Raw genomic sequence first — 25,572 nt, 5'->3', positions numbered from 1 at the left:
GACACGTACTAGTGGAGATTTTTTTGGCAGTGCTCGTACTACTTGCACTCATTGCATCATCTAATATTATCAATCGTTTTGTCCCCTTTATTCCAGTCCCGTTAATTCAAGTGGGCTTAGGAATACTGGTGGCAGCTTTTCCTTCAGGTTTACATATTTCTTTAAATCCTGAACTATTCTTCGTTTTATTCATTGCGCCGCTGTTATTTAATGACGGGAAGCGTACCCCAAGGGACGAGCTGTGGAAATTAAGAGCGCCGATTCTTCTGTTAGCCCTAGGATTAGTATTTGCGACAGTCATTGTCGCGGGATATACCATCCATTGGATGATCCCAAGCATTCCGCTTCCAGCCGCATTTGCGCTTGCAGCGATTTTATCACCGACAGATGTGGTAGCAGTCAGTGCTCTTTCCAGCCGTGTGAACATGCCAAAGGGCATCATGAGATTGCTGGAAGGCGAGGGATTAATGAACGATGCATCAGGACTTGTTGCCTTTAAATTTGCCATTGCAGCAACAGTAACTGGCGCTTTTTCAATTGCTGAGGCATCCTTTAGCTTTGTCTTAATTGCCGCAGGTGGTCTATTGACTGGATTTATTCTATCCTTTTTTATCATTCGTTTTCGCTATTTTCTCCGCCGTTTAGGAATGGACGATGTCACGATGCATATCATTCTGCAAATCCTTACACCATTTGTCATCTATTTAGCAGCTGAAGAAATTGGTGTATCCGGTATTTTAGCCGTTGTTGCTGGCGGTGTGACACACGCTATTGAGCAGGATCGAATGGAAGCAAATTTAGCCAAACTGCAAATTGCTTCATCAAACACTTGGAATATTATTTTATTTATTTTAAACGGACTTGTTTTCGTTATTCTTGGATTACAGATTCCTGATGTATCGACAGTGATTTTCCAGGATGAAGCGTTTAATAATATGCAGGTCATCAGTTACATCTTAATCATCACGCTATGTCTCATGATCCTGAGATTCTTATGGGTATGGCTCTTCTGGGCAGGTAACTGGAGTGTAACGAAAAAGCAGAATGTGAAAAAACCGAAGCTGCGTGCTTCGATGCTGATGACATTCTCTGGTGTTCGTGGTGCTGTCACTTTAGCTGGTGCCTTCTCAATACCATTTACGCTTGCGGACGGATCACCATTCCCCGAGCGGCATTTGATTATTTTCCTCGCAGCAGGCGTCATTTTATGTACACTCATTTTAGCTAGTGTATTATTGCCTCTTTTATCTGAGAAAAAAGACAAGCAAATCGCCGTGGATTTGGATACAAAGGTTCAGCATGCGAAACGGAAGCTGCTGAGAAGTGCCATTAAAACCTTAAGAGAAGGAATGAATGAAGACAACAGGGAAGTGTCTCTAGCACTCATTAATGATTACCGAATGAAGCTGCGTAATATCCAGCGTGAGCCGTACCAATTCGGGATGAGAAGACAGGAACGAAAAATCAGATTGCATGGAATTAAAGCAGAACAAATGAAGCTTCAGCAATTAATTGATGAAGAGAAATTAGATAAAGAAGAAGCCTATGAGCTACAGGAGAGATTTCATGAGCTGGAAATGCTGTATTCAAACTCCTTCAAAATTCGTTTTTCAAAAGTGAAGTTCCTGCGCTTGCTTCAATGGCTCCAATTATGGCGACCGAATCAGCTCGTTTCCAGCGGTATTTTAGAAAACGAAGACTCGTACAAGCAAATCCGTAAGAAAACGGCAGAGGCTGCTGTGGACTCGATCAAACAGCATATGACCGATGAAAATAAACAAACGTGTCACCAAGTGATTGGCTTTTACAACCAAGTCATTTATCGATGTGAACACGGTCCAAGCTTCTTTCAGCAAAAAGATCGTTCGTTTGACCGGAAGAAAAAAGAGCTTAACTTCCAAGCTGTACAGACGATTCGAAATGAAATTCAAACTTTGTATGAAAATGGTGAAATCAATCGTGATATTGCCCATCATTTAAGGGAGTATATCAATGATATGGAAGCTGTTCTCTTGACCAATACGTAATGTTGTCATCTTTTCCCCTATGTTTTATGATGAAGAAAGAGAACGAGCAGGGGGAGATCAATGATGGCGTATTATGGAGCAATTGAAGCTGGCGGTACAAAGTTTTGTTGTGCAATTGGCAATGAGTACGGGGACATTCTCGAAGAAATGACGATTCCTACAGAGCACCCAGAAAAAACGTTACAAAAGCTCATCCCATTTTTCGAGCAGCATGACATTGAAGCATTAGGGGTCGGCTCCTTTGGACCGATTTGTGTCCAAAAGGACGACCCTTCTTATGGTTATATCATGAACACGCCGAAAGTAGAGTGGAAGCATTACCCGTTCATCCCAGAGCTAGAGAAGCAATTAGAAGTCCCAGTATCTTTTACAACAGATGTCAATGCGGCAGCTTTAGGTGAATTAACAAAAGGAGCAGCCAAAGGGCTGAATAGCTGTATGTATATCACGGTCGGTACGGGGATCGGTGCTGGCGCTATTGTAAAAAACGAGCTTCTTCACGGTCATTCGCATCCAGAGATGGGGCACATCCTTGTCAGGCAGCATGAATCAGACCCATTTGAAGGAGTCTGCCCAGCGCATGGAACGTGTTTAGAAGGACTGGCAGCTGGCCCAGCGATTGAGAAAAGGTGGGGGAAATCTGCCAAAGAGCTCACAGAGGAAGAAGCAGTTTGGGCACTTGAAGCCGATTATTTGGCGCAGGCACTGATGCAATACTCGCTCATTTTAAGCCCAGAGCGCATCATTATGGGCGGGGGCGTCATGAAGCAAAAACAGCTGTTTCCACTAATTCGAGAGAAGCTTGCTGCTTATCTCAATGATTATGTAGACCTGCCGCCGCTTGATACATACATTGTCTCTCCTGGACTTGAGGACAAGGCAGGCATGACAGGAGCTTTGCTGTTAGCCATCGAAGCGAAGAAAAACGCCTGATAATAGAGTTTTAATGGACAACGTGAGATAATGAAAAAGATGGAATCTATGAAAAAGGTGGTTGTTAAAATGGTTAAAAGCTTGAATGATACCGTAACACTGAATAACGGAGTGGAAATGCCTTGGTTTGGTTTAGGTGTATTCAAAGTGGAGGACGGCAATCAAGTGGTAGATGCCGTAAAAGCAGCCATACGAAACGGATACCGCAGTATTGATACGGCTGCCGTTTATAAAAATGAGACAGGCGTAGGCAAAGCGATTAAAGAATCTGGCGTGAAACGAGAAGATTTGTTCATTACGTCTAAAGTATGGAATACGGATCAAGGCTATGATAAAGCACTGGCTGCATTTGACGCAAGCTTGAATCGATTAGGTCTTGATTACTTAGACCTCTATTTGATTCATTGGCCTGGCCCAAATGCAGAAACATTTAAAGACACATGGCGTGCGCTTGAGAAGCTTTACAAGGATGGGAAAGTGAGAGCCATTGGCGTCAGCAACTTCTACATTCAGCATTTAGAAGAGCTGTTAAAAGATGCTGAGGTTGTTCCAGCCGTGAACCAAGTTGAATTTCATCCGAAACTGACACTTGTCGAACTGCGTCAATACGCAAAAGAAAAAGGCATTCAAATTGAAGCATGGTCTCCGCTCATGCAAGGAAAGCTATTAGATCATGACGTATTAAAGGACATGGCTGCACGCTACAACAAATCTGTTGCTCAGGTCATCTTGCGCTGGGATCTGCAAAGCGGCGTCGTGACGATTCCTAAATCAATCAACGAAGAACGCATTAAACAAAATGCAGATATTTTTGATTTCGAACTTTCAAAAGAAGACATGGAAAAAATCGATGCATTAAACAATAACGAGCGCGTCGGCTCGAATCCAGAGACGATGACGGTTGGGTTTGAATGATAATGCAATAGAATAATGATAAGAACACCTTTCGATAGGCGTAGGAGTGAGACACTTCTATGACTAATAGAAAGGTGTTTTTTTATTAATGAAAGATAATCTATGATCCTAAGAACTCCTTAAATCCACCTTAAATATAATTGGATTTATGGAATTATAATGAAGTATATGGTAAATTATTAACTGTAAATAAAAGGAGGTTAATTATATGAAAAAAGTCATTCTTGGCTTGTCGTTAACTTTGGGTGCCACGATTCTACCTACGACATTTGCCGAAGCAACAAATGTTGGTTTAAGTAAGGAGCAAAAAGTACTTCAAGAAGATTATTCTAGTAGTACCATGTATGTACAAACAGTAAAGGAAACGAATAAAGGTGAGATGTCTACAAGTGCTTCGAAAGTGTATGCTAAAAGGCTAACCACATCTAGAGGGAGCTTTATGGCTTGGTCCAAATCATATGTAGATTGGAAATATTCTTCGGGTAAAGTCAAATCGAGTTCTGGTTCTCAAGATGCGGGCTATGTCTTCCCTAACAAAGTGGTGAAAAATGGGTCTAAAAGATACTATAAGGGATCTAAACTTCATAAATGGGCACATAAAACAACCCTTAAATTTGGAACACCCACTCCGTGGGGAGATGTTACCTTTGTGAGTAACTCTTTTACAGATCGAGTTTGGGTTAATGGAAAAGGGAAACATGGTTGGGATTAATATAATAGATTAATAGAAAAGGCGCTACTTAAGAACTATTTACAAATCATAGTAGCGCTGTTTAAATATTATAAATAATCTCAAAAAATACTAAGAGGGGTTTTTGGAAAATGATCCATGTAAAAGGATTGACAAAAACATATCGACATCAGCCTGTATTTGAAGATTTACATATTCAAATAAAACATCAAAAAATAAATTTCATCATGGGCAAGAATGGATCCGGAAAAACAACTTTTATGAAATGCTTACTCCAATTAGAACACTATGAAGGGGAAATCTTGTATAACGATCAGCCAATTGACCAAGTAAGAAATGAGATTCAGGTGATGTTTGATGATACTCCACTCTATTTAAATCTAAACGGTTATCAAAATATAAGATTATTGTTAAATAGCCCTGTTGATCAAAAAAAGTGTGATGAACTGGCAAGAGAATACCTGCCACATGAGATTCTCAAGAAAAAGGTCAAACATTACTCATATGGACAAAAAAAGAAGCTAAGTTTCATATTCATTGCCTTAACAAAACCAACATATTTATTCTTAGATGAGATATCAAATGGTTTAGATTATGGAACAATGATGGAATTAAAAGCAATGATTAAGAAATGGTCTGAAGACATGACGATTATTGCTACAGGTCATCAGTTTGAATTTTATTCATCTATTGTGGATGAATTGTTTATTTTAAAAGACAAATCAATGATTCAAATCCATGACTTTCAGGAAAAAGGAGAGGATTTGGGTGACATCTATCAAACATATCTTTAAATTAATGAAAAAAGAGTTTTTATATCAATATTATGCAAAAGCATTTCTTGTCTTGTTCATTCCATTAATGCTGATTTCGTTATGGAATGTATATGCTCAATATGAAACAACAAAATCCAACTATGCCCAATATGTAAAAACAGAAAGTGAATACAAAGAGCTCGGGATTGATATTAAGAAGGCTTTGACGATGCCAGTCAACATAGAAGAAGGAGAACTAGCCGGAGCTGAGGGGGAAGTTGTAGAAAATGTCTTGAAATATGATTATGAGCAGTTTATTCATTCACTTCATTTGATGGAACCCACTCAAACGATTTCAACAACTTTAGAATGGATGGGATTTATCTTTTATCCTCTCGTATTTGGTTTATATGCTATTTATTTATCAACATATGATTTTAAATATAAAACGCTGAAAATAAAGGCAGTTCGATATCAGTGGAATGATGTATTGTTTTCTAAGCAATTATCTCTGTATGTCATCATTCTATTATTGATTCCTATTCTTTCTCTTATTTCTTATATAGCTAGCCATATCTTTTATTCTGCCATATCAAATGATATATCTGTTCAATTGTTTACATATAAAGATAGTAATGAACATTCTATATTGCTTCAATTCATGTTTGTTGTTTGTACTAGTTGGTTATTTAGTACAATTGTTTTTTATTTAGGCAGTTTATGTCGAAGTTTTATATTATCAGGGATCATCTATATGGTCTATTTTTTACTGATCCCTAACTTAGGTGTCTTTGATTTAAAAAACATGGTCGCCAACTTAGCTTTGCACCTTTTTTCGTTTAAAGGAAACTACCAATTATTTGAGCCTATTCCCATGAATATAACCACCATTCTGATTAGTATTTCATTGCTATTCTACCTGTCATCTTTGATGACTTATACTATTGTAAAACGTCAAAGTAAATATGTAGTCTAAATCCCCCTATTCTCATATAGAGGGATTTTTTATGTACTGCTTCTTCGCACAGCCAAGAGCATAATAAAAGATAAAATCACAATACAAATCGTCCATGCCCAAGCAAGCTCCATTCGTCCAGAATCAATCGCCACATAAATAGCGGTTGGGAGTGTTTGGGTTTTTCCTGGGATGTTGCCGGCAAACATTAAGGTCGCTCCGAATTCTCCAAGGGCTCTTGCAAAGCTGAGGATGCTGCCTGACAAGAGGGATGGCAGGGCAAGAGGTACCGTAATATAGGCAAAGACTTGGAATGAATGAGCGCCATCTACTTTTGCAGCCCCTTCAATATCTGACTCAACTGTAGAAAAGCCAGCCTTTGCTGATTGATACATGAGCGGGAATGCCACGACTGTCGAAGCAATGACCGCCGCCCACCATGTGAAAATGACCGGCTGATGGAAAATCCATTCAATCACGCCCCCTATTACACTATGCTTTCCGAATACGACGAGCAATAAAAAGCCAACGACTGTTGGCGGGAGAACGAGCGGCATCATCAGGAGCGTTTCCACAATCATTTTCCCTTTAAAAGTTGTTCGCTTCATCCAGAAGCCAATCGTTGTGCCAAAGACAGTGGCCAACAGTCCGCTAACGATGGCCACTTGAACGGACAGCCAAATGGGTGATAGAAAGTCTTCAGTGAGCATAGGCATTACGACACTTGAAAGCCGTATTTCTTAAAAATGGATGTGGCTTTATCAGATTGAAGAAATTGAAAAAAGGCCTTGGCTTCCGTTAGATGTTTTGTCCCTTTGACAATCCCTACTGGATATATAACCGGGGAGTGCATGTCCGAATTTGCCTCAGCTGTAATCTTTACCTTTTTGGAGACGAGGGCGTCTGTTTTATACACAACACCTGCTTCGACATTTTCAGTTTCAACGTAGCTTAGAACTTGTCGTACATCTTTGGCATAGACAGCATTCTTTTTCACTTGGTCCCATATGTTCAGTTTTGTGAAGATCTCTTTTCCATATGTACCAGCAGGAACCGATTCAGGTGTGCCAAGAGCAATCTTTCCTTTTATGTGCTGGACGTCTTGAAAGCTTTTAATAGAGGAAGAGCCATCTTTTGGCACAATAAGGACTAGCTCATTTTGTATGGCGTCCTTGATATATTCTCGGTCAATGTCTCCAGATTGAACAAGTTCATCGAAGGGCTCTTCAGCTGCTGAGAAAAAGAGATCCGCTTTTGCTCCTTGAGCGATTTGCTGCTTCAATGCGCCGGATGACCCGAAGTTATTCGTTAATGTCACATGTGGATGCTGTTTGTGAAAGGAGGCTTCAATTTCCTTTAGTGCATCCTGAAGACTTGCCGCTGCTGAAATCACAAGCTCTGTTTTTTTATTCGAATTAGATGGCTTCATCTCTGTTTGGCATCCACTCAGAAGCAAACATATGGAGATGAAGGCTAAGAATATATACTTCATGTTCACACCTCTTATCATTCAATATCATGTAGTTCCCTTTATTATAAGCAAACTTATTTGAGCATTCATAGGCTTTCAATAAAAAGAGAAAAGAAAAAGCCGCCAAATGGCGACTTTCAGCGTGACGACGAAGGAGATCGTTCTATCCTGTTTACTGCTGATAAAAACGCAGCAAATTCCCATTGATCACCTTGTCTGATAAGGAGAGCTCTTTATTGGCTTTTTCGATATAAGGCTGACATACCTCATCCTGCTTCACGGGTTCTTTTGTTTTTTGATCATAGCAGGTGTTTTTTGTATAGAGATAATCATCTGTAATAAAGTTACCGTTTCTCAGTACAGCGAAAGGCGTCCGTTCATTTGAAAATAAATCATTGCCGAATTGAATGGAATCCTTCGTTTCAATCCCTAGTAAGTGAAGAAGTGTTGGCTTTACGTCTATTTGACCAGCTGTTTCAGAAATCGTCTGCGGTGCTTGATCCGTGACACCAGGAATGTAAATTAAAAAGGGAACACGCTGCAGTTTGACCGCATCAAACGGTGTGATTTCCTCTTTATTGAGCAACTGTGCCATTGCCTCATGATGTGCCTCAGAGATGCCATAATGGTCACCCATGAGGACAAACATCGTATTGTGATACAATCCTTCTTCTTTCATACGGTCAAAAAATGTCTTAATTGCTTCATCTTGATAGCGGACGGTCGTCACATAGCGATTTAAAATGGTACTGGACGAATCATATTCATCAATAAACTGATCCTTCGGGTCAATTTCAAATGGAAAATGGTTGGTCAAAGTAATAAACGTACTGTAATAAGGCTGCTTCAACTTTTTTAAATGATCAACGGATTGATCAAAGAAGTCGATATCCTTTAAGCCCCAGCCAGTGGAATTCAGTTCATTGACATGATATGAATCGACATCATAAAAACGATCAATTCCTAGAGATTCATACATCACATCACGATTCCAAAACGTTTTATTATTTGCATGAAATTGGACGGATTCATAGTTTTCTTTTTTCAACTGCTTGTATAACGTGTCATATTCATTGTCACTTGCTGTGAAAAAGACAGCGCCGCTACTAGAAGGATAGAGGGAATTAGCGACAATAAACTCTGAATCGGACGTCTTCCCCTGCTCTGTCTGCTGATAAAATTCATCAAAATAAAAACTCTTTTTAGCCAATTGATTTAAAAAGGGAGTGATATATTGTCCATTTACCTTTTGGTTCATGACAAATTGCTGCGTGGATTCAAGTGAAATGAACACAACGTTTTTGTCTTTAGCAAGTCCGAAGTACTCTTCGTTTGGTCCGCTGTAATCAGCCTTTGTGTAGTTTGCTACAGTAGAAAGCGTATCTTCATCTGCAAAGGCCTTTTGTCCAATGCGTGCCGTTTGGGCAGCACCGTCATACAGATGGAATTGGAACAGCCCGAGGTTTCTGACAATGACTTCACGATCATAAGAGCTTGTCAGAAATCGAGGGTGATCCATCATAGCTGAGCTGACATGAAACAATAGGAAGCTGCAACAGATCGCATAATATGTTTTGATCGTCTTGTATGACGCTTTTGGGACTAATGGTTTGCGCTTGAGCAGCCAAGCAAGTACAACAAAATCAACGAGCATCAGCACAAAGAGCGGGTGGAATAATTCCGTCATACTGCTGCCCATATCTCCCATGTTCTTCGCTTGGAATAGCACGGGAATGGTAATGAAATCAATGTAAAAACCATAAAAGATCGTATTCGATATAAGAATCGCCGTAAGAATAAAATTTGCAGTCAATAAAAAGACCTTTTGTTTGGTTTCATTTAAAAAAAGAGCTATCCCAAACAAAGGGAGTAGAAAGCTAAGTGGATTGATCAAAAGCAGCCATTCATGAAACAGATTGGCCGTTCGTATGTGAAATCCTAGTTGATAAATGATGTATGTTTTCATCCACATGAAGAGGATGGAATACACTAAAAACCAGTGATTTTTGAAAAACGCTTTCATTTATGTATCTCCTCATCATTCTGTATTCAGCTGCAAGGCAAAAACACTTATCTTAAACCTACTAAAAAAATGAGGAATGATCAATTGATATCTTATTTTTTCGCAAAACTCTTTTTTATTCTGTTAGAACTGAATGGGGATAGATATGCCGCAGATGACGGCGATGTAATAGCAGGTGACGACAGTGAGAGCAGCTAGTACGACTTGTTCTCCTGTGCTGCCTGTTTTGACATAGAAGGGGAGACGCACTTTAATGGAAGCTGGAAATAAAAATTTAATGCCGTTTACTGTTCCAGCATCAAGGATAAGGTGGCTCGTCATTCCAACTAGTAAACCGATACTTAGGCTGTCATTTGGTATATATGTTGTCGCGAGAAAATAAATGATCAGCAGAAATAATAAACTGTGAGTGAACGTGCGATGACCGAATACGCTGCTGATCATTGCCGAGAGCAGCGGAAATTTTCTACCGATTTTACTTTTTGTATGGCAAAGGTCGGGGATCAAAGCACCTGCTGATCCAGCTGCAGCCATGATGACTGGGTCAAATCCGTAGTAGTAGGCGACGGCTGTTGAGGCGGCGATTCCGCCCATAATATGTGTTTTTCCTGTCATGATGCGTACTCCTGTTCTATCTTTTGTTCAAGTACCCACTATATCAAGGGTGAATTCATTCAGCAAGGCTTATTTCTAAAGAAAAAGAGGACAAAAGGGTTGGCTGGTTGGAAAAACATTCTATAATAAGGGGGAAGTCATGTTGATACTAACGATAAGGATGCGATTCGGATGGGTAATGCAGACATTTTAAAAGAAATTGTTCTTGTACATTATGAAGTCAGCCGTAAATTAAACCGCAAGTTACTTGAGTTAGAAAAAGACATCACGCCTCCGCAGATATATGCTCTTTCTATTTTGATACAAGGCAAAGTATCACATGCCGAAGAGCTGAAACAAAGACTCTCTTTAAACCCAGGTGCAGCCTCCATTGCACTCAATAAATTATGTGAGCAGGGCTATATTCAGAGAGAACGGGACAAAGACGACCCCTCGCTCGTCCGTTTAGAAGCCACCGAAAAAGGGCAGGCGATTTATGAGAAGCATACACGTCTTTTCGGAAAGGTGATTCAGCATATGATGTCAGACTTCACAAAGGAAGACTTAAAGACCTTTTTGACGTACCTGCAAAAAATGAGACAGACCTTTCATGATGATTGAGCCTTTCCACTTTGTATAATGCGGCGCACTGTAGTACAAATTAAACAGGCAACCGCATTTTATGAAAAGGGAGGAAACAGCGATGTCATTTTTCCAAAAGGATAAAAAGGCGAAAAGCGAGAAAGACCACAAGCAAGTAGATCAGCTGTTAGAAGAAGCAAGCAAAGAGCTAGCAGGCGATCCGCTTCAGGAAGCTGTACAAAAGAAGAAAAACAATGATCAATAAGCAGGTATAGGGCAGAGAAATGATTCTCTGCCTTTTTTCTATGTTTTTCCCTTTGACAGAAGTGAGAATGTTTGATAACCTTCGTGTAGTAAAAATGAATAGAAATCCTCACGCTATGTCTCAGTGAGGTAGAGGTTGCGCGGATGATGAGTCACTCATGGGAGAGATGGAATCGAAGATCATGAGAAAAAAGGCATCAGCGCCGAAGTGTAGAGAGAGCTCCAACTTTCTTTATGCTGGGTCTGCATTGAATAAATGCAGGACTGCCACGTCTTTGAAGCGTGGAGGGCTATCCGGAGATCAAGGTGTATGTTTTGAAAAGCATGGACTGTTGTTCAGGCTTTTTTTTATGTTCTGAGTACCGAAGATAAGGGTATGCTGTTAAGAAAGTGACCCATGATGAACATAAAGAATACAAGTCATTGCTTCACAAATATATCAATGAAGATACTGCCGGGTCTGGTCCGAAGTGAATATAACGGAGGTACGGAAATGGAACAGACAAAAAAATGGGGTTTTTGGTTATTGACGGCTTTTGTCGTCGGAAATATGGTAGGTTCAGGCATCTTTATGCTGCCAAGTACGCTTGCCCAGCATGCGAGTCCTTTAGGTGTGACGATGGCATGGCTTGTCACAGGTGGCGGTGTGCTGATGATTGCACTTGTTTTTGGGCATTTGTCCATTCATAAGCCGCAGCTAACGGCTGGACCACAAAGTTATGCAAGAGCGCTTTTTAACGATCCGAAAAAAGGGAAAGCGGCCAGTTTTACAATGGTTTGGGGATATTGGGTAGCAAGCTGGATTAGTAATGTCGCGATTATTACGAGTCTTGCCGGTTATTTAACGACATTTTTTCCTATTCTCACAGTGAAGACGGAGATTTTCACCTTTGGAAAAGAAGCGATCACACTTGGTCAGCTGACAACATTTATTGTATGTACCATTCTTCTTTGGGGAACACATACTATCTTAATTACAAGCTTAAGTGCTGCAAGTAAATTAAACTTTATTACGACCTTTTCAAAGGTACTTGGATTCGTCCTTTTTATTGTTGCGGGATTATTTGCATTCCAAACGGCATTATTTGAACATTATTACTTCCCAGTTGCAGCAAAAGGCGAAGGAATGCTCGGACTTGGAGGCCAAATTCATCATGCGGCCATTTCCACACTATGGGCATTTATTGGCATCGAATCTGCTGTCATTTTATCAGGAAGAGCGTCCTCGCAGCGCGATGTGAAACGTGCAACGATTACAGGTCTTTTAATTGCACTTTCTATCTACATGGTTATTACTTTGATTACAATGGGCGTCCTACCGCACGATCAGTTGCAAGGCTCAGATAAACCATTCGTTGACGTGCTTCAGCTCATTATAGGACCGGCTGGCGGAATTGTAATGGCATTGCTTGCGATTATTTGTTTATTTGGTTCGATGCTCGGCTGGATCTTACTTGGTTCAGAAGTACCGTATCAAGCAGCAAAGGCTGGCGATTTCCCGGCAGTATTTGCAAAAACAAACAAAAAAGGCAGTCCTGTTTTTGCTTTAACGGTTACAAACATTATGTCACAGCTGTTTATTTTCTCAGTGATGTCTCGTACGATTAATGAAGCTTTTACCTTTTTAACGACATCAGCGACACTTGCGTATCTCATTCCGTATATTGTGTCTTCGATCTATAGCTTTAAAGTCATCATGCAAGGTGACACGTATGATCTTCAAAAAGGGAAGCGAACAAGAGACGGAATCATTGCACTTGTAGCGATGGGGTATTCCGCTTGGGTCATTATTTCTGGAACAGCTGATTTGAAAACATTTGGACTTGGCATCGGTCTGTTCTTAGTAGGTATTTTGCTTTATCCATTCATGTCAAAAGGATTTGCCAAAGGAACAGAATAAGGGAAACGTTTCTTCACTTGTGGAGAAACGTTTTTTTATGATGCAGATGTTAAACGGTCCACAATAAACTCAAGCTATCCTTCTAGTGACACTGGGTCATTAAAGAAGTAACCGACAGGATCGATTTCAAATACGTGTTTATTTTGTACAGCAGGAAGTGATGCCCAAATGCTGCTTTCATACACCTGGTCTCCTTTACTTTTTGAACCGCTCCATGGACTAGTGAAAATATAGTCGCCTGCGTATTCTGGCAGCTTTTCAAGGGAAATGTTTGCATAGCCGACCCCGCTGTCGATGGCATCTTTTTTAACTGCCTTTGGCGCACGTAATTTCAACTCGTCATAAATAATTTCGCCTCCGCGTGCAAAGGTGTTTCCAAAGATATAGATACCTTTATCAAAAGGTGACACGATTGAAACGGTTTTGCTGCCGATCGCTTTTGTTACTCTAGGCTTTACCTCAGCAATTTTGGTGTCCCATTTCGTGATCCATTCTGCTGCTTTTTTCGGTGTACCTGTCATTTTACCGAATTCTTTTAGCTGATCTTTAAAGGAATATTGATTGTATTTAATGGCAACGGTTGGCGCAATTTTTTTGTATTGATCAAATTTCTCGTCTTCTCCCCAAGCGATAATCATATCTGGATTCAAAGCGGCTACTTTTTCGACAGAAGGGGTTGTTCCAAGGTTTTTAACACCATCCGCTTTTCCTTTATAGAAAGGGTTTTTAAAGATGGGGGCAGTTGTAGCAATCGGTGTCTTGCCAAGTGTCACGAGGTCTCCGTAGTAGCTTTCTGCCAGAAGAACAATTCGTTTCGGATCTTTAGGGAGTTTAACTTCACCTTTGACATCTTGATAAGTGATTGTGTCATTCTGGTTGGCGCCAGATTTTTTATTTGAAGTGCTGCCGCAAGCAGCTGTAAACAGCATAAGAATGGCTAAGGAAATCAAAAGAAATCCAGATCGTTTTTTCACAAAGATTCTCTCCTATTCACTTTATTGTGATAATGATTCTCAATTTCAATTGTATCGTAACATGATGGGATGAAAAATGCATCGGCTATTTTAGGTCCTAAAGAAAAATGGTAAATTTCTCACGGTTTTTTGATGAAAATAAAGAAAATGTTCAGAACAATGATTTCAAAAAGAAAAGAAAGTGATATACTAGACTTCGAGATTGATAATCATTATCACTAATGAGGAATAGATTTGAACGGAAAGGAAGAGACTGGTTTTGGGCTCACAATCGAATAAACAGCTGCCGGCCAAAGACGATGCAATGGATATTGTCACAAAGCCCTTTGGAACAGCAGCTGTTGTCATCATAGGAATCATCGCTTTAGCATTTGGTCTTTTTTTATCGGTATCATTAGGAGCGGCAAACATTCATTTGCACACTGTGTGGGAAGCCATTTTTTATTTTGATCCACAACAAACTTCACATCAAATCATCCGGGAATTAAGGCTGCCTCGTACAATTGGAGCAGCACTCGTCGGTGCCTTTTTAGCCGTATCGGGGGCTATTATGCAAGGCATGACAAGAAATGCGCTTGCGTCTCCTGAAATTATGGGTGTGACAAATGGCTCTGCATTTGCGATTGCCATTGCGTTTGCTTTTTTCCCAGGACAATCTTCTTTTACATTAATTCTTTGGTCATTTGTTGGTGCGGCACTCGCTGCCTCTATTGTGTTTGGTGTCGGTACTCTTTCAAAAGGTGGATTGACCCCAGTGAAGCTCGCACTAGCTGGTACGGCTGTTGGGGCACTTTTAAGCTCCATCTCCTCAGCAATTGCCATCCGGTTTGACGTCGCTCAAGACATGAGCTTTTGGTATGCTGGCGGCGTGGCTGGTGTGAATTGGAGCAATATTAAGGTCATCATTCCAGTTGCGGTTGCGGGGCTGATCATCGCAATGATTCTTGCCCGCTCGATCACTGTTCTCAGCTTAGGTGATGAATTGGCAAAAGGGCTTGGACAGTACACGAAAACTGTCAAGGTACTTGGAATATTGGTCGTCATTCTTCTAACAGGTGCTGCTGTCTCAGTGGCCGGTTCTATTGGCTTTATCGGGCTTGTGATTCCTCATGTCACTCGTTTCTTGGTCGGAGTTGACTATCGATGGATTATCCCATGCTCAGCTATTTTAGGGGCGGTTCTGTTAATTTATGCAGACATTGCTGCAAGGCTGGTCAATGCCCCATTTGAAACGCCAGTCGGTGCCATTACTGCAATTATAGGCGTTCCTTTCTTCTTATATTTAGCTAGACGTGAAAGGAGCGGGATTTAGATGGAAATGGTGCAGCAGGCAAAGAAAAAGAAATACAAACGAACGATGCTCATGATCTTTTTGGCGATCGTGGCTGTGTTCCTTATTAGTTTAAATACCGGAGAAATTCGCATTTCTCCGATGGATACATTGAAAACATTTTTTGGATTCGGAAGTGAAATGGATGAGCTTGTATTATTCGAGTTCAGACTTCCAAGAATGGTCATCGCTTTACTTGTTGGCGCTTCTATCGCTGTATCAGGAGCGATTTGGCAAGGTGTTTCTCAGAACGGTTTAGCCGATCCAGGCATTCTTGGTGTCAATGCGGGCGCAGGCTTTGCAGTGGTTTTGTTTATTTTTGCTTTCCAAGGTACGATGTCAAACCTAGGTGATTTTACGATCTTTGTACTGCCGCTCTTCGCTTTTGTAGGTGCAGGCTTTGCTGCATTTCTCATCTATGTGTTAGCGTGGAAAAAGGGCATCACACCTGTTCGTTTGATCTTAACTGGTATTGGTGTCAATGCTGCATTTTCAGCAGCGATTGTGGTGATTCAATTAAAAATGAGCCCAAATGATTTTAACCAAGCCATTGTGTGGTTATCTGGAAGCATTTGGGGCTCAAGCTGGACGTATGTCCTGGCTGTCCTGCCATGGATGCTGATTTTCCTTGTATTAGCGGTTGTAAGAGCACGCTACTTAAATATCATGAATTTGGGTGACCAGCTTTCCTACGGCTTAGGGATCTCGGTTCATAAAGAAAGAAGCTTTTTTATGCTGATTGCTGTTGCATTAGCAGGTGCTAGTGTCGCTGTTGCAGGTAGTATCTCGTTCCTAGGGTTAGCCGCACCGCACTTGGCGAGAAAGCTTGTTGGACCAAAGCATCAAGGAATGATACCAGCCTCCGCGTTGATTGGCGCATTGCTATTATTACTGGCAGATACACTTGGCCGCGTCATACTTGCACCATCAGAGGTGCCAGTTGGTCTTGTCGTTTCGGCTTTAGGCGCACCTTACTTCATTTACTTATTGATGAAAACGAACTAAGAAGGAAGGAGAGTACAACATATGAAATCGCTCGAAACAGAAAAGCTTTGTATTGGCTATAATGACCGTTTGATTGTAGACGATTTAAATATCAGTATCCCAAAAGGCAAGGTGACGACATTGATTGGACCGAATGGGTGCGGGAAATCAACGATTTTAAAAACAATGTCCCGTATCATGAAGTCCAATCAAGGAGCTGTTTACTTAAATGGCCAGGCCATCCATCAAACGCCAACAAAAGAAATTTCAAAACAAATGGCGATCTTACCGCAGACTCCCGAAGCACCAAGCGGGCTGACAGTCTATGAGCTTGTGTCATATGGACGTTTCCCGCATCAAAATGGATTTGGACGCTTATCAAATGAAGATAAACGAATCATCAGATGGGCACTTGAAGAAACGGGTATGATTGCTTTTCATGACCGGCCAATTGAAGCACTTTCTGGTGGACAGCGTCAGCGTGTATGGATTGCGATGGCACTTGCCCAGGAAACAGAACTGCTTCTATTGGATGAGCCGACGACGTATTTGGACCTTGCACATCAGCTCGAAATTCTTCAGCTGTTAGAACGGTTAAACAGAGAGCAGGGACGAACTGTGTTGATGGTCATTCATGATTTAAATCATGCGGCACGTTTTTCTCATTACATGATTGCCCTCAATCAAGGAAAAGTTATCAAAGATGGGTCGCCTCATGAGGTCATGACCAAAGAGGTGCTTGGTCAGGTATTCCACATTGATGCAGAAATTGTACTTGATCCTAGAACAAATAAGCCGATCTGTTTAACATATGACTTAATGAATCACGAAAGAAAGCTAGAAGCTGTGAATGGATAATAGATGGACAAGGAACTCGGTGTGACTACCGGGTTTTTTTGTGTCCTCGAAAATACCTAGTGTTTCCATTTTCTCCAGTTGATATTTTTCGCTTTTATGCAGAAAAGAGGTACTTTTTTACTTTAGACAATGGTAATATACGGTTAGAGATCATAGCTAGAAAGGAAAGAGATGCGTGGAAACAGCAAAAATATTGATTGCAGATGACGAAGAAGCAATTGTCAAAATGGTTGAACGCGTATTAAAAAAAGAAGGATTCAAGCATATATATAAAGCCTACCATGCAGATGAAGCATTAGATATTGTCAAAAACGAGGACATCCACCTCTTACTTCTAGACGTGATGATGCCTGGTAAGTCTGGCTTTGATGTTCTTCCTGAAATGAGAAAATATACGAAAGCGCCCATTTTCTATTTAACTGCAAGAACGTCTGATGTAGATAAACTGACCGGCTTTGCGCAGGGGGCAGATGATTACATTACAAAACCATTTAACCCGCTAGAGCTAGTGGCTAGAATTAAGGCTCACTTAAACCGAACTTATATCTCCTTGCAGGAAGACCAAGATGATGCCCAAAGCCGATATGAATATGCCCATTTCTCCTATCATCCTCATTCAGCCGAATTGAAAGTAAGAGGAGAGGTGACTGCATGCTCAGCCCAGCTTCTCTCCTTGCTGAAGTACTTTTGTGATCATCCGAATGTGGTTCTTTCAAAAGATCAAATCTATGAGAAAGTATGGGGCGTCCCATCATATGGTGATAACAACACCGTGATGGTTCATATCCGAAAGCTGAGAGAAAAGATCGAGTTAGATCCGAGTCAGCCAGAATATATTGTGACGATCCGTGGTATGGGCTATAAATTTATACCGCACCCAGCAAAGGTTCTTAAATAATTTATGAATTTACGAGCAAAACTCTTCTTTCACTTTGTTGGACAAATGTTTATTGTGATTGCCATTTTGATCATCGGAAATACGTTCTCTGATAATTTATATTTAAAAAAATACTACGAGAACATGGCTGAAACCGGTTTAACAAAAGCTGATGGAGATACACTCATGAGCTGGCTTTATTTTAACGAGGATGGAGAAATGGAAGCTGATGATCAGCTGAAACAAGCAGTGAGAAAACGAGACGGCTGGCTGCAAGTCATTGATTCAAAAAAACACAACGTCTATAGCTATCACCGCCCTAAGTCCATTCCAACTTCCTATCAAAAGGATGAAATGATCAAGATCTTTGAAAAAAGACAATTCAAAGATTATAAGATGTACTTCTGGCCAATTGAGATTGATCAAAAAAGCTTTATCGTGCTATATGGGTTTAAAACAAACAGCACAAAGGTCGCCAATTATCTGAAGCAGCACGAGAAAGACTTGGCTGCACTCTCTCAATATTCGGTTGAAACGAAAGAATTCTTGAAGAGAATGAATGGATCGGTGCATCTGTTCAATGATGAAGGGGAATATTTACAAGGTATTCGAGCCAATACCAATTTGAAACATGAGGTAACAGATGTTGAACTGCTCAAGTATCAATCAAAGCCTTGGGAGTTTAGAAGTGATCTGTCTTATATCAGGGTGAATAAAAACCGGTATATCATTATTTCTGTACCAAATAAAGTATACAGCCCAGATGGATTATACGATAAAGAAACAGACGCTTTAAATCAATATACGACCATCTTAATTGCAGGTCTTGCGATTACGATTATTATCGTCATGACATTATGGTACTCGTATCGCTATGGACTGCCGATCTATCACATTATCCGCTGGCTGATTTTCTTATCTAGAAATAAATTACAGGAACCAACAAATAGAAAAGGAATTCCAATTAGTAAAAATAAAAAAGGTCGTATTAAGCGGGAATACCGATTATTTGAGGATATTCTAAAAACAATGGATCAGCTCACGCTTACATTAAAAGAGAATGAAGCAAACCGAAGAAAAATTCAAACCACAAGGGAAGAATGGATTGCAGGATTGTCGCATGATTTGAAAACACCCCTTAGTACGATTTACGGCTACGGGCTCATGCTTGAATCTGATCAATATCAATGGTCCAAGGAAGAAGTCATGGAAATGGGACAGGTGATTCGTGAGAAATCAGAATACATGTCGACCTTGATTGAAGATTTAAACCTTACGTATCGATTGAAAAATGGGGCCTTGCCTATTAATCGAAAGCCGGTCGAGCTGGGTGAATTTTTAGCCTCTATTATGGACGAGTTTTCAAGAAGCTCTTTTTCTGAGGATTTTTCATCCTCTTTTGAAGATCAAACTAACGGTGTCATCTTTGAGATCGACAAAGCTTGGTTCAGACGAGTGATTGAGAACCTGCTGGCGAATGCAGTCAAGCATAACCAAAAAGGCACGCATATTACAGCTGTTTTGTCTGAAACAAATGAAGAAGTTCGGATCGAAATGAAAGACAACGGATGCGGAATGGCACAAGAAACGGTCGATCACTTATTTAACCGCTACTATAGAGGGACAAATACAAATGACCCAACGAATGGAACAGGACTTGGTCTGGCAATAGCAAAAGAGCTTGTCTTGCTGCATGACGGTGATATTCAAGTAGAAAGTGAACCAGGTGCAGGAACAACTATTGCGATTATCCTAAAAAAATCACCTCCTGTAAAATAGCCAAAAAACGATTTTCCTTTCTTAAGGAGATCGTTTTTTCCTGTTTTAGGATTGAAATCAACTTTATAAACGATTACAATTAAATTGTTAACGTGAACAAATTATTTTCATACGATAAGAGGGATGGGGGAATTTGATGAAAGCCTTTTTAGATGAGCAGTTTTTACTAAACAGTCCAACGGCGGAAAAGTTATACCATGAGTTTGCAAAGGATCTTCCAATCATAGATTACCATTGTCATTTAAGTCCTAAAGACATCTATGAAAATAAAACCTTCCGAAATATTACCGAGGCATGGCTTTATGGAGATCATTACAAATGGCGTGCCATGAGAGCAAACGGCATCCCTGAAACGCACGTCACGGGGGATGCATCTGATTATGATAAATTTTTGGCGTGGGCGAAGACCGTCCCTATGACCATAGGAAATCCGCTCTATCACTGGACCCATCTAGAGCTGAGAAGGTATTTCGGAGTCGAATACCTATTAAATGAAAAAAATGCAGATATCATTTGGCAGAAAATCAATGAAAAGCTGCAAGGAGAGGGATTTGGGGCGAGAGACTTCATCATGAAATCAAACGTTGAAACCGTTGTGACAACAGATGATCCGGTCGATTCACTTCAATATCATCAAAAACTGCGGGAAGAAGGATTTTCTGTACAAGTGCTTCCAGGGTTTCGACCTGATAAAGCACTCGATATAGCGAATGATCTGTTTGAAAAATATGTTCATGAGCTGGCAGAGGCTTCAGCTATCCCAATACAATCCTACCAAGACTTCTTGAATGCCCTCCGTGCGAGAATTGATTTTTTCCATGAACACGGCTGCTTGATCTCGGATCATGCCATTAATGAAATGACATATGAAGAAACGACACAAGAAGAAGTGGAGACCATCTTTCATAAAAGAATGTCTGATCATCCATTGACGGAAAAAGAGAAGATTAAATTTAAAACAGAGACATTCATTATGCTAGGTCAGGCTTACTGTGAGCGTGGCTGGGCAATGCAGCTTCATATCAATGCACTTAGAAACAACAATACGAAAATGTTTGAGAGGCTTGGACCAGATACGGGGTACGATGCGATGAATGACGAAGACATTGCAAAGCCGCTTTGCCGAATATTAGATCGTTTAGAACAAGAAGATGCATTGCCAAACACGATTCTGTATTCCTTAAATCCAAGGGACAATGTAGTGATATCAACATTGGCTGGAAGCTTTCAAGACGGGAAGACACCTGGGAAGATGCAGCACGGCACAGCTTGGTGGTTTAATGATACGAAGCAAGGAATGACAGAGCAGATGATGGCTCTTTCCAGTATCGGACTGATCAGCCGTTTTATCGGGATGCTGACAGATTCACGAAGCTTTTTGTCCTATACAAGGCATGAATATTTCCGAAGACTGCTTTGTGATATCATCGGGGATTGGGTAGAAAAAGGAGAAGTGCCCTATGACATTGAGCTGTTAGGGGAGATCGTGAAAGGAATCAGCTATGAAAATGCGAAGCGATATTTTCAATTTGACCGGGCAAAGCAGCTCCATCATCAAAGTAAAATCACATGAGGAAAAAGGCGAGAAAATGAAAGCGGTTTTATGATAAGATGGAAAAAAATCATAAAAGGCGGAATAGCATGACAGTCACAATTAAAGACATAGCAAAATTGGCAAATGTCTCTCATACCACAGTATCAAGGGCTTTGAATAACAGTCCTTTTATTAAAGAGAAGACAAAACAAAAGATTTTGTCGATTGCAAAACAGCTGAATTATTCACCAAATGTCCATGCCAGAGGCCTTGTATCACAAAAATCGTTTACAATCGGTCTGTTTTTTACGAGTTTAACAGAAGGCACATCCTCAAGCTTCTTTGTGGATGCGTTAAAAGGCGTCAATAGCGTCATGACAGAGCATTACAATCTGTTTGTTAGGGGTATTGACGATTTTCACGATTACACAACCATTCATAAACAGCGCTACGATGGCATTTTGCTGATGAGTCAAAGCGAGCACGATGAAGCGTTTATCCATCATGTCAAGAAACAGGGCATTCCAATCATTGTGCTGAACCGCCGTGTAGAAAGTAATGAAGTGATGAATATATTAGCAGATGATAGTCAAGGAGCATACCAGGCAGCGCACTATTTCATTCAGAAAGGCCATCAACAAATCGCCATCATTGAAGGAAAAGAAGGCTTTAAATCGACTCAGGAGAGAAAAGCTGGCTTTCTCCAAGCGTTAATTGATCACCATATTCCTATGAAAAAAGAATATATGATCAAGGGTGACTACCATATGAAAAGCGGCTATGAATCAATGGAATCCCTGCTGACACTTGATCATCCGCCAACAGCGCTTTTTTGCTCTAACGATGACATGGCCATTGGTGCGATGAATGCTTTATATGCAAAGGGCAAGACGTGTCCAGACGATGTCTCTATTATTGGTTTTGACGATATTGCATTTTCATCCTACACCACGCCTGCACTGACCACGGTAAAAAAGCCAATCGAAAAAATGTGTGCACTTGGAGCAGAAGCCATCCTATCGGTCATAAACGGTGAAGAGCAGGAAGAGGATCATATGGAAAAAGTGTATGTCCACACAGAGTTGATGATCAGAGATTCAGTCAAAAAGGTGCAGTAATCAGCATCTTTTATAGAAAAATGTTCACGTGTGCATAAATTGTAGAGAGGGGAATCCATTTGAAACGTTTATCAAAAACCATATACCCGGTGCCTGAGTATCCAGAAACGATTTTGCAGATTGGTGAAGGGAATTTTATGCGAGGCTTTATTAATTGGCACATCCAAAAGCTGAACGACTGCACAGATTTTAAAGGAAGAGCTGTTGTTGTTCCTCCGAGAAAAGGATCTGTTGCAGCTTTAAATGAACAAGATGGCTTATACACATTATGTATACAGGGCTATCATGACCAGCAAGAAATGAATGAGCGCATGGTCATTCAATCGATCAGCAGAGGAATCAGTACTTATACGGATTATGATGTTTTTTTAAAAGTAGCTGAAAACCCCGATCTCCGTTTTGTCTTCTCCAACACGACAGAGGCAGGACTTATGTTCAGAAAGGAGGATCGCTTGGAGGATCGACCGCAAGCGAGTTTTCCAGGAAAGCTGACAGCGTTCTTATATCACAGGTTTAAAGCATTTGCTGGAGATGAACAAAAAGGGCTGATCATCCTTCCATGTGAGCTGGTCGAACATAACGGTGACCGCTTGAAGGGATATGTGATAGACATGGCAGCTGAGTGGGATCTGCCGCTTGCGTTTATCACATGGATCAAGGAAGCTAATACGTTTTGTAATACGCTTGTGGATCGGATTGTTCCTGGGTTTTCTAAGGAAGCAGCTGAAACTGTCCAAAAGGAAGAGGGGTATATCGACGAGTTGCTTGTCACGGCAGAATACTATCAGCTCTTTGTTATTGAAGCACCCGTCTTCGTACAAAAAGAGCTACCCTTTCAAGAAGCAGGTTTAAATGTCCTTTTTGTAGAGGATATTGCGCCTTATCGCATGAGTAAGGTACGGATTTTAAACGGTGCCCATACAGCGATGGTGCCAATCGCTTACTCATGCGGGGTAGAAACTGTAAAAGAGGCTGTGGATGATGAGGATGTTGGTACGTTCATCCGGCGGATGCTGGAGGAGGAAGTGCTGCCAGGGCTTGAGCTCTCTCGAGATGAGCTTCTTCTTTATACACAATCGGTTTGGGATCGCTTTTGCAATCCATTTGTGAAGCATCAATTGCTGGATATTGCGCTCAATGGTGTATCTAAGTTTCGAACCCGTATTCTTCCGTCATTGCTTGATTATGTTGAGCAAAAGAAACAGCTGCCAATGAAACTCGTGTTTTCACTCAGTAGCCTCATTTTTTTTTACAGATCACATGCAGATAAGATAAAGGATGATGAGACTGTACTGGTTTTCATGAAGGAAGCCTTTGAAGGAGAGAACCAATCTAATGAAGCGATCGCAGCTAAGATTCTATCATGTGAGTCATTATGGGGGAGAAATTTAACGGATATAAATGATTTGGTTCACGCTGTAGCTGATCAGCTTACCTTCATACAGGAGCAAGGGATGAGAGCGGCTGTTCAACGAATGCTGCAACATCATTATGAAAGTCAGGGGGAGAAGGCATGAAAGATTTTATTGTGATTCACCCTTCAGATAATGTCGGTATTGCTTTAAAAGTACTTGAACAAGGGGAGGAGCTGCAGCATCAAGATCATTCCGTTGTTTTAAAAGAGACCATCGCCAAAGGTCATAAGTTTGCATTGGCTGATATCAAGCAAAGAGAGAATATCATGAAATATGGCTACCCCATTGGGCATGCAACGACTGCCATTTCTGCTGGAGAATGGGTGCATACACATAACATCAAAACCAATCTATCAGGCAAGCTTGATTACGAATACAAGCCTTCATTCACAGATAACCCCTATGAAAAAACGAATCTTACATTTAAAGGATATAAACGAAAAAACGGGGAAAGCGGGATTCGCAATGAGCTTTGGATTGTCCCAACCGTTGGATGCGTAAATGGCATCGCCGATCAAATCATCCAAATTTTTACCGCTGAAATGGGCGGAAGCATCCATCCGTTTGAAACAGCACTCGTATTAAAGCACAATTACGGATGTTCACAGCTTGGGGACGATCATGAAAATACAAAAACCATTTTACAAAATGCCGTGAAGCATCCCAATGCTGGAGGAGTGCTCGTCCTCGGACTTGGTTGTGAAAATAACGATATTGAAGATTTTCAGTCTACATTAGGTGAATATGACCGTGAGAGAGTGAAATTTTTAAGAAGCCAAGAAGTAGGTGATGAAATTGAGACGGGAGTCGCTTTACTCAAAGAAATTTATGAGGCAGCGAAAGAAGATCACCGTGAAGAGGTCCCGTTATCTGAGCTGAAAATCGGCTTGAAGTGCGGGGGATCAGATGGATTCTCCGGCATTACCGCAAATCCGCTTTTAGGAAGGCTGTCCGATTTTATTGTTGCTCAAGGAGGCACGACAGTGTTAACAGAAGTGCCCGAAATGTTTGGAGCTGAAACGATTTTAATGGAGAGAGCGGAATCAGAAGCGACTTTCGACAATATTGTGCAAATGATCAATGACTTTAAACAATACTTCATGGATCATCGACAGCCAGTATATGAAAATCCTTCCCCGGGAAATAAAGCAGGTGGAATTTCGACATTAGAGGATAAATCTCTCGGCTGTACACAAAAAGCAGGGACTTCTGACATTCAAGATGTGTTGAAATATGGGGAATTGCTGAAGCGAAAGGGCTTAAATTTATTAAGTGCGCCGGGGAATGATTTGGTTGCTTCATCTGCTCTTGCCGCTTCTGGCTGTCAGCTTGTCCTTTTTACAACAGGCAGAGGGACACCATTCGGCACGTTTGTCCCAACAATGAAGGTCTCGACGAATACAGCCTTATATGAAACAAAAAAACATTGGATTGACTTTAATGCGGGAGAATTGCTTGAAGATGTACAAGAAGATATTGTGTTAGAAAAATTCATTTCAACTGTCATTGATGTGGCGAGCGGAAAGCGATTAAATCATGAAAAAAACAATTTTAGAGAGCTGGCTATTTTCAAAACAGGTGTCACACTTTAAG

The 25,572-nt window shown here is 40.8% G+C and carries 23 protein-coding genes and 1 riboswitch; of the genes, 18 read left to right on the top strand and 5 right to left on the bottom strand.

The features are described from left to right. Nucleotides 1-11 precede the first annotated feature (11 nt). The 6 genes from MKY18_RS15360 to MKY18_RS15335 all read left to right on the top strand — a co-directional run bounded on the left by MKY18_RS15360 (nt 12) and on the right by MKY18_RS15335 (nt 6,297). On the top strand, nt 12-2,027 hold the full coding sequence (locus MKY18_RS15360) for a Na+/H+ antiporter (RefSeq protein WP_003212699.1): 2,016 nt from the start codon (nt 12-14) through the stop codon (nt 2,025-2,027). Nucleotides 2,028-2,090: 63 nt separating this feature from the next. After that, nucleotides 2,091-2,960 (top strand): ROK family protein, encoded by an 870-nt coding sequence (locus tag MKY18_RS15355; protein WP_342487483.1) that lies wholly within the window; start codon nt 2,091-2,093, stop codon nt 2,958-2,960. Between the two features lie 69 nt (nt 2,961-3,029). Beyond that, nucleotides 3,030-3,875 (top strand): aldo/keto reductase, encoded by an 846-nt coding sequence (locus tag MKY18_RS15350; protein ID WP_012011253.1) that lies wholly within the window; start codon nt 3,030-3,032, stop codon nt 3,873-3,875. A gap of 208 nt (nt 3,876-4,083) precedes the next feature. Then, on the top strand, nt 4,084-4,587 hold the full coding sequence (locus MKY18_RS15345; protein WP_185107858.1) for a hypothetical protein: 504 nt from the start codon (nt 4,084-4,086) through the stop codon (nt 4,585-4,587). 110 nt (nt 4,588-4,697) lie between these two features. After that, nucleotides 4,698-5,360 carry an ATP-binding cassette domain-containing protein gene (locus MKY18_RS15340; RefSeq protein WP_044140931.1) on the top strand — a complete coding sequence of 221 codons (663 nt, stop codon included), beginning with the start codon at nt 4,698-4,700 and terminating at the stop codon, nt 5,358-5,360. Then, the gene (locus MKY18_RS15335) at nt 5,335-6,297 is read left to right on the top strand and encodes an ABC transporter permease (RefSeq protein WP_342487481.1); all 963 of its coding nucleotides are present in this window, start codon (nt 5,335-5,337) and stop codon (nt 6,295-6,297) included. The genes MKY18_RS15340 and MKY18_RS15335 overlap by 26 nt, the downstream gene beginning before the upstream one ends. 29 nt (nt 6,298-6,326) lie before the next feature. On the opposite strand, the gene modB is transcribed toward MKY18_RS15335, so the two are convergent. The 4 genes from modB to MKY18_RS15315 form a co-directional block, all read right to left on the bottom strand. Further along, a complete protein-coding gene (gene modB / locus MKY18_RS15330) occupies nt 6,327-6,992 on the bottom strand; it encodes a molybdate ABC transporter permease subunit (protein WP_044140928.1) in 666 nt (221 codons plus the stop codon). Next, the gene (modA, locus tag MKY18_RS15325) at nt 6,992-7,768 is read right to left on the bottom strand and encodes a molybdate ABC transporter substrate-binding protein (protein ID WP_319610286.1); all 777 of its coding nucleotides are present in this window, start codon (nt 7,766-7,768) and stop codon (nt 6,992-6,994) included. Before modA ends, modB begins: the two co-directional genes overlap by 1 nt. A gap of 151 nt (nt 7,769-7,919) precedes the next feature. After that, entirely contained in the window at nt 7,920-9,770 is a 1,851-nt protein-coding gene (locus tag MKY18_RS15320) for an LTA synthase family protein (RefSeq protein ID WP_342487480.1), read from the bottom strand. Nucleotides 9,771-9,893: 123 nt separating this feature from the next. Next, nucleotides 9,894-10,385, bottom strand: a complete 492-nt coding sequence (locus MKY18_RS15315; protein WP_044140925.1) for a metal-dependent hydrolase — start codon at nt 10,383-10,385, stop codon at nt 9,894-9,896. A gap of 171 nt (nt 10,386-10,556) precedes the next feature. On the opposite strand from MKY18_RS15315, the gene MKY18_RS15310 reads away from it, so the two are divergent. From MKY18_RS15310 to MKY18_RS15300, 3 genes are all read left to right on the top strand, one after another. Continuing rightward, the gene (locus MKY18_RS15310; protein WP_044140924.1) at nt 10,557-10,985 is read left to right on the top strand and encodes a MarR family winged helix-turn-helix transcriptional regulator; all 429 of its coding nucleotides are present in this window, start codon (nt 10,557-10,559) and stop codon (nt 10,983-10,985) included. Between the two features lie 82 nt (nt 10,986-11,067). Beyond that, the gene (sspJ, locus tag MKY18_RS15305; protein WP_003213383.1) at nt 11,068-11,211 is read left to right on the top strand and encodes a small acid-soluble spore protein SspJ; all 144 of its coding nucleotides are present in this window, start codon (nt 11,068-11,070) and stop codon (nt 11,209-11,211) included. 121 nt (nt 11,212-11,332) lie between these two features. Then, a riboswitch (Lysine riboswitch) is annotated at nt 11,333-11,511 on the top strand. A 192-nt stretch (nt 11,512-11,703) separates the two neighbouring features. Beyond that, complete coding sequence (locus MKY18_RS15300; protein WP_319610284.1) at nt 11,704-13,110, top strand: amino acid permease; 1,407 nt, start codon at nt 11,704-11,706, stop codon at nt 13,108-13,110. 74 nt (nt 13,111-13,184) lie between these two features. Here the strand turns inward: MKY18_RS15300 and MKY18_RS15295 are convergent, their stop codons facing one another. Continuing rightward, the gene (locus MKY18_RS15295; RefSeq protein WP_342497562.1) at nt 13,185-14,084 is read right to left on the bottom strand and encodes an iron-hydroxamate ABC transporter substrate-binding protein; all 900 of its coding nucleotides are present in this window, start codon (nt 14,082-14,084) and stop codon (nt 13,185-13,187) included. Between the two features lie 259 nt (nt 14,085-14,343). Here MKY18_RS15295 and MKY18_RS15290 point away from each other — a divergent pair, with 259 nt between their 5' ends. The 9 genes from MKY18_RS15290 to MKY18_RS15250 all read left to right on the top strand — a co-directional run bounded on the left by MKY18_RS15290 (nt 14,344) and on the right by MKY18_RS15250 (nt 25,571). Beyond that, complete coding sequence (locus tag MKY18_RS15290) at nt 14,344-15,396, top strand: iron ABC transporter permease (RefSeq protein WP_065098029.1); 1,053 nt, start codon at nt 14,344-14,346, stop codon at nt 15,394-15,396. Beyond that, the gene (locus tag MKY18_RS15285; RefSeq protein ID WP_065098030.1) at nt 15,397-16,419 is read left to right on the top strand and encodes an iron ABC transporter permease; all 1,023 of its coding nucleotides are present in this window, start codon (nt 15,397-15,399) and stop codon (nt 16,417-16,419) included. Between the two features lie 21 nt (nt 16,420-16,440). Further along, a complete protein-coding gene (locus MKY18_RS15280) occupies nt 16,441-17,256 on the top strand; it encodes an ABC transporter ATP-binding protein (RefSeq protein WP_065098031.1) in 816 nt (271 codons plus the stop codon). Between the two features lie 175 nt (nt 17,257-17,431). Beyond that, a complete protein-coding gene (locus tag MKY18_RS15275) occupies nt 17,432-18,154 on the top strand; it encodes a response regulator transcription factor (protein ID WP_113768078.1) in 723 nt (240 codons plus the stop codon). 3 nt (nt 18,155-18,157) lie between these two features. After that, on the top strand, nt 18,158-19,912 hold the full coding sequence (locus tag MKY18_RS15270; RefSeq protein ID WP_265208501.1) for a HAMP domain-containing sensor histidine kinase: 1,755 nt from the start codon (nt 18,158-18,160) through the stop codon (nt 19,910-19,912). Nucleotides 19,913-20,048: 136 nt separating this feature from the next. Further along, complete coding sequence (uxaC, locus tag MKY18_RS15265; RefSeq protein WP_185107872.1) at nt 20,049-21,485, top strand: glucuronate isomerase; 1,437 nt, start codon at nt 20,049-20,051, stop codon at nt 21,483-21,485. 68 nt (nt 21,486-21,553) lie between these two features. After that, nucleotides 21,554-22,564 (top strand): LacI family DNA-binding transcriptional regulator, encoded by a 1,011-nt coding sequence (locus MKY18_RS15260; protein ID WP_065098035.1) that lies wholly within the window; start codon nt 21,554-21,556, stop codon nt 22,562-22,564. A 59-nt stretch (nt 22,565-22,623) separates the two neighbouring features. After that, nucleotides 22,624-24,081 (top strand): tagaturonate reductase, encoded by a 1,458-nt coding sequence (locus MKY18_RS15255; RefSeq protein ID WP_065098036.1) that lies wholly within the window; start codon nt 22,624-22,626, stop codon nt 24,079-24,081. Then, the gene (locus MKY18_RS15250) at nt 24,078-25,571 is read left to right on the top strand and encodes an altronate dehydratase family protein (RefSeq protein WP_065098037.1); all 1,494 of its coding nucleotides are present in this window, start codon (nt 24,078-24,080) and stop codon (nt 25,569-25,571) included. The genes MKY18_RS15255 and MKY18_RS15250 overlap by 4 nt, the downstream gene beginning before the upstream one ends. Nucleotide 25,572: the final 1 nt, after the last annotated feature.

This window comes from Bacillus sp. FSL R7-0672, from assembly GCF_038601465.1.
In the GTDB taxonomy this organism is placed as follows: Bacteria; Bacillota; Bacilli; order Bacillales; family Bacillaceae; genus Bacillus; species Bacillus pumilus.
Note: the sequence above shows the minus strand (reverse complement) of the source record. Positions and strands in the feature narration are given on the sequence as shown.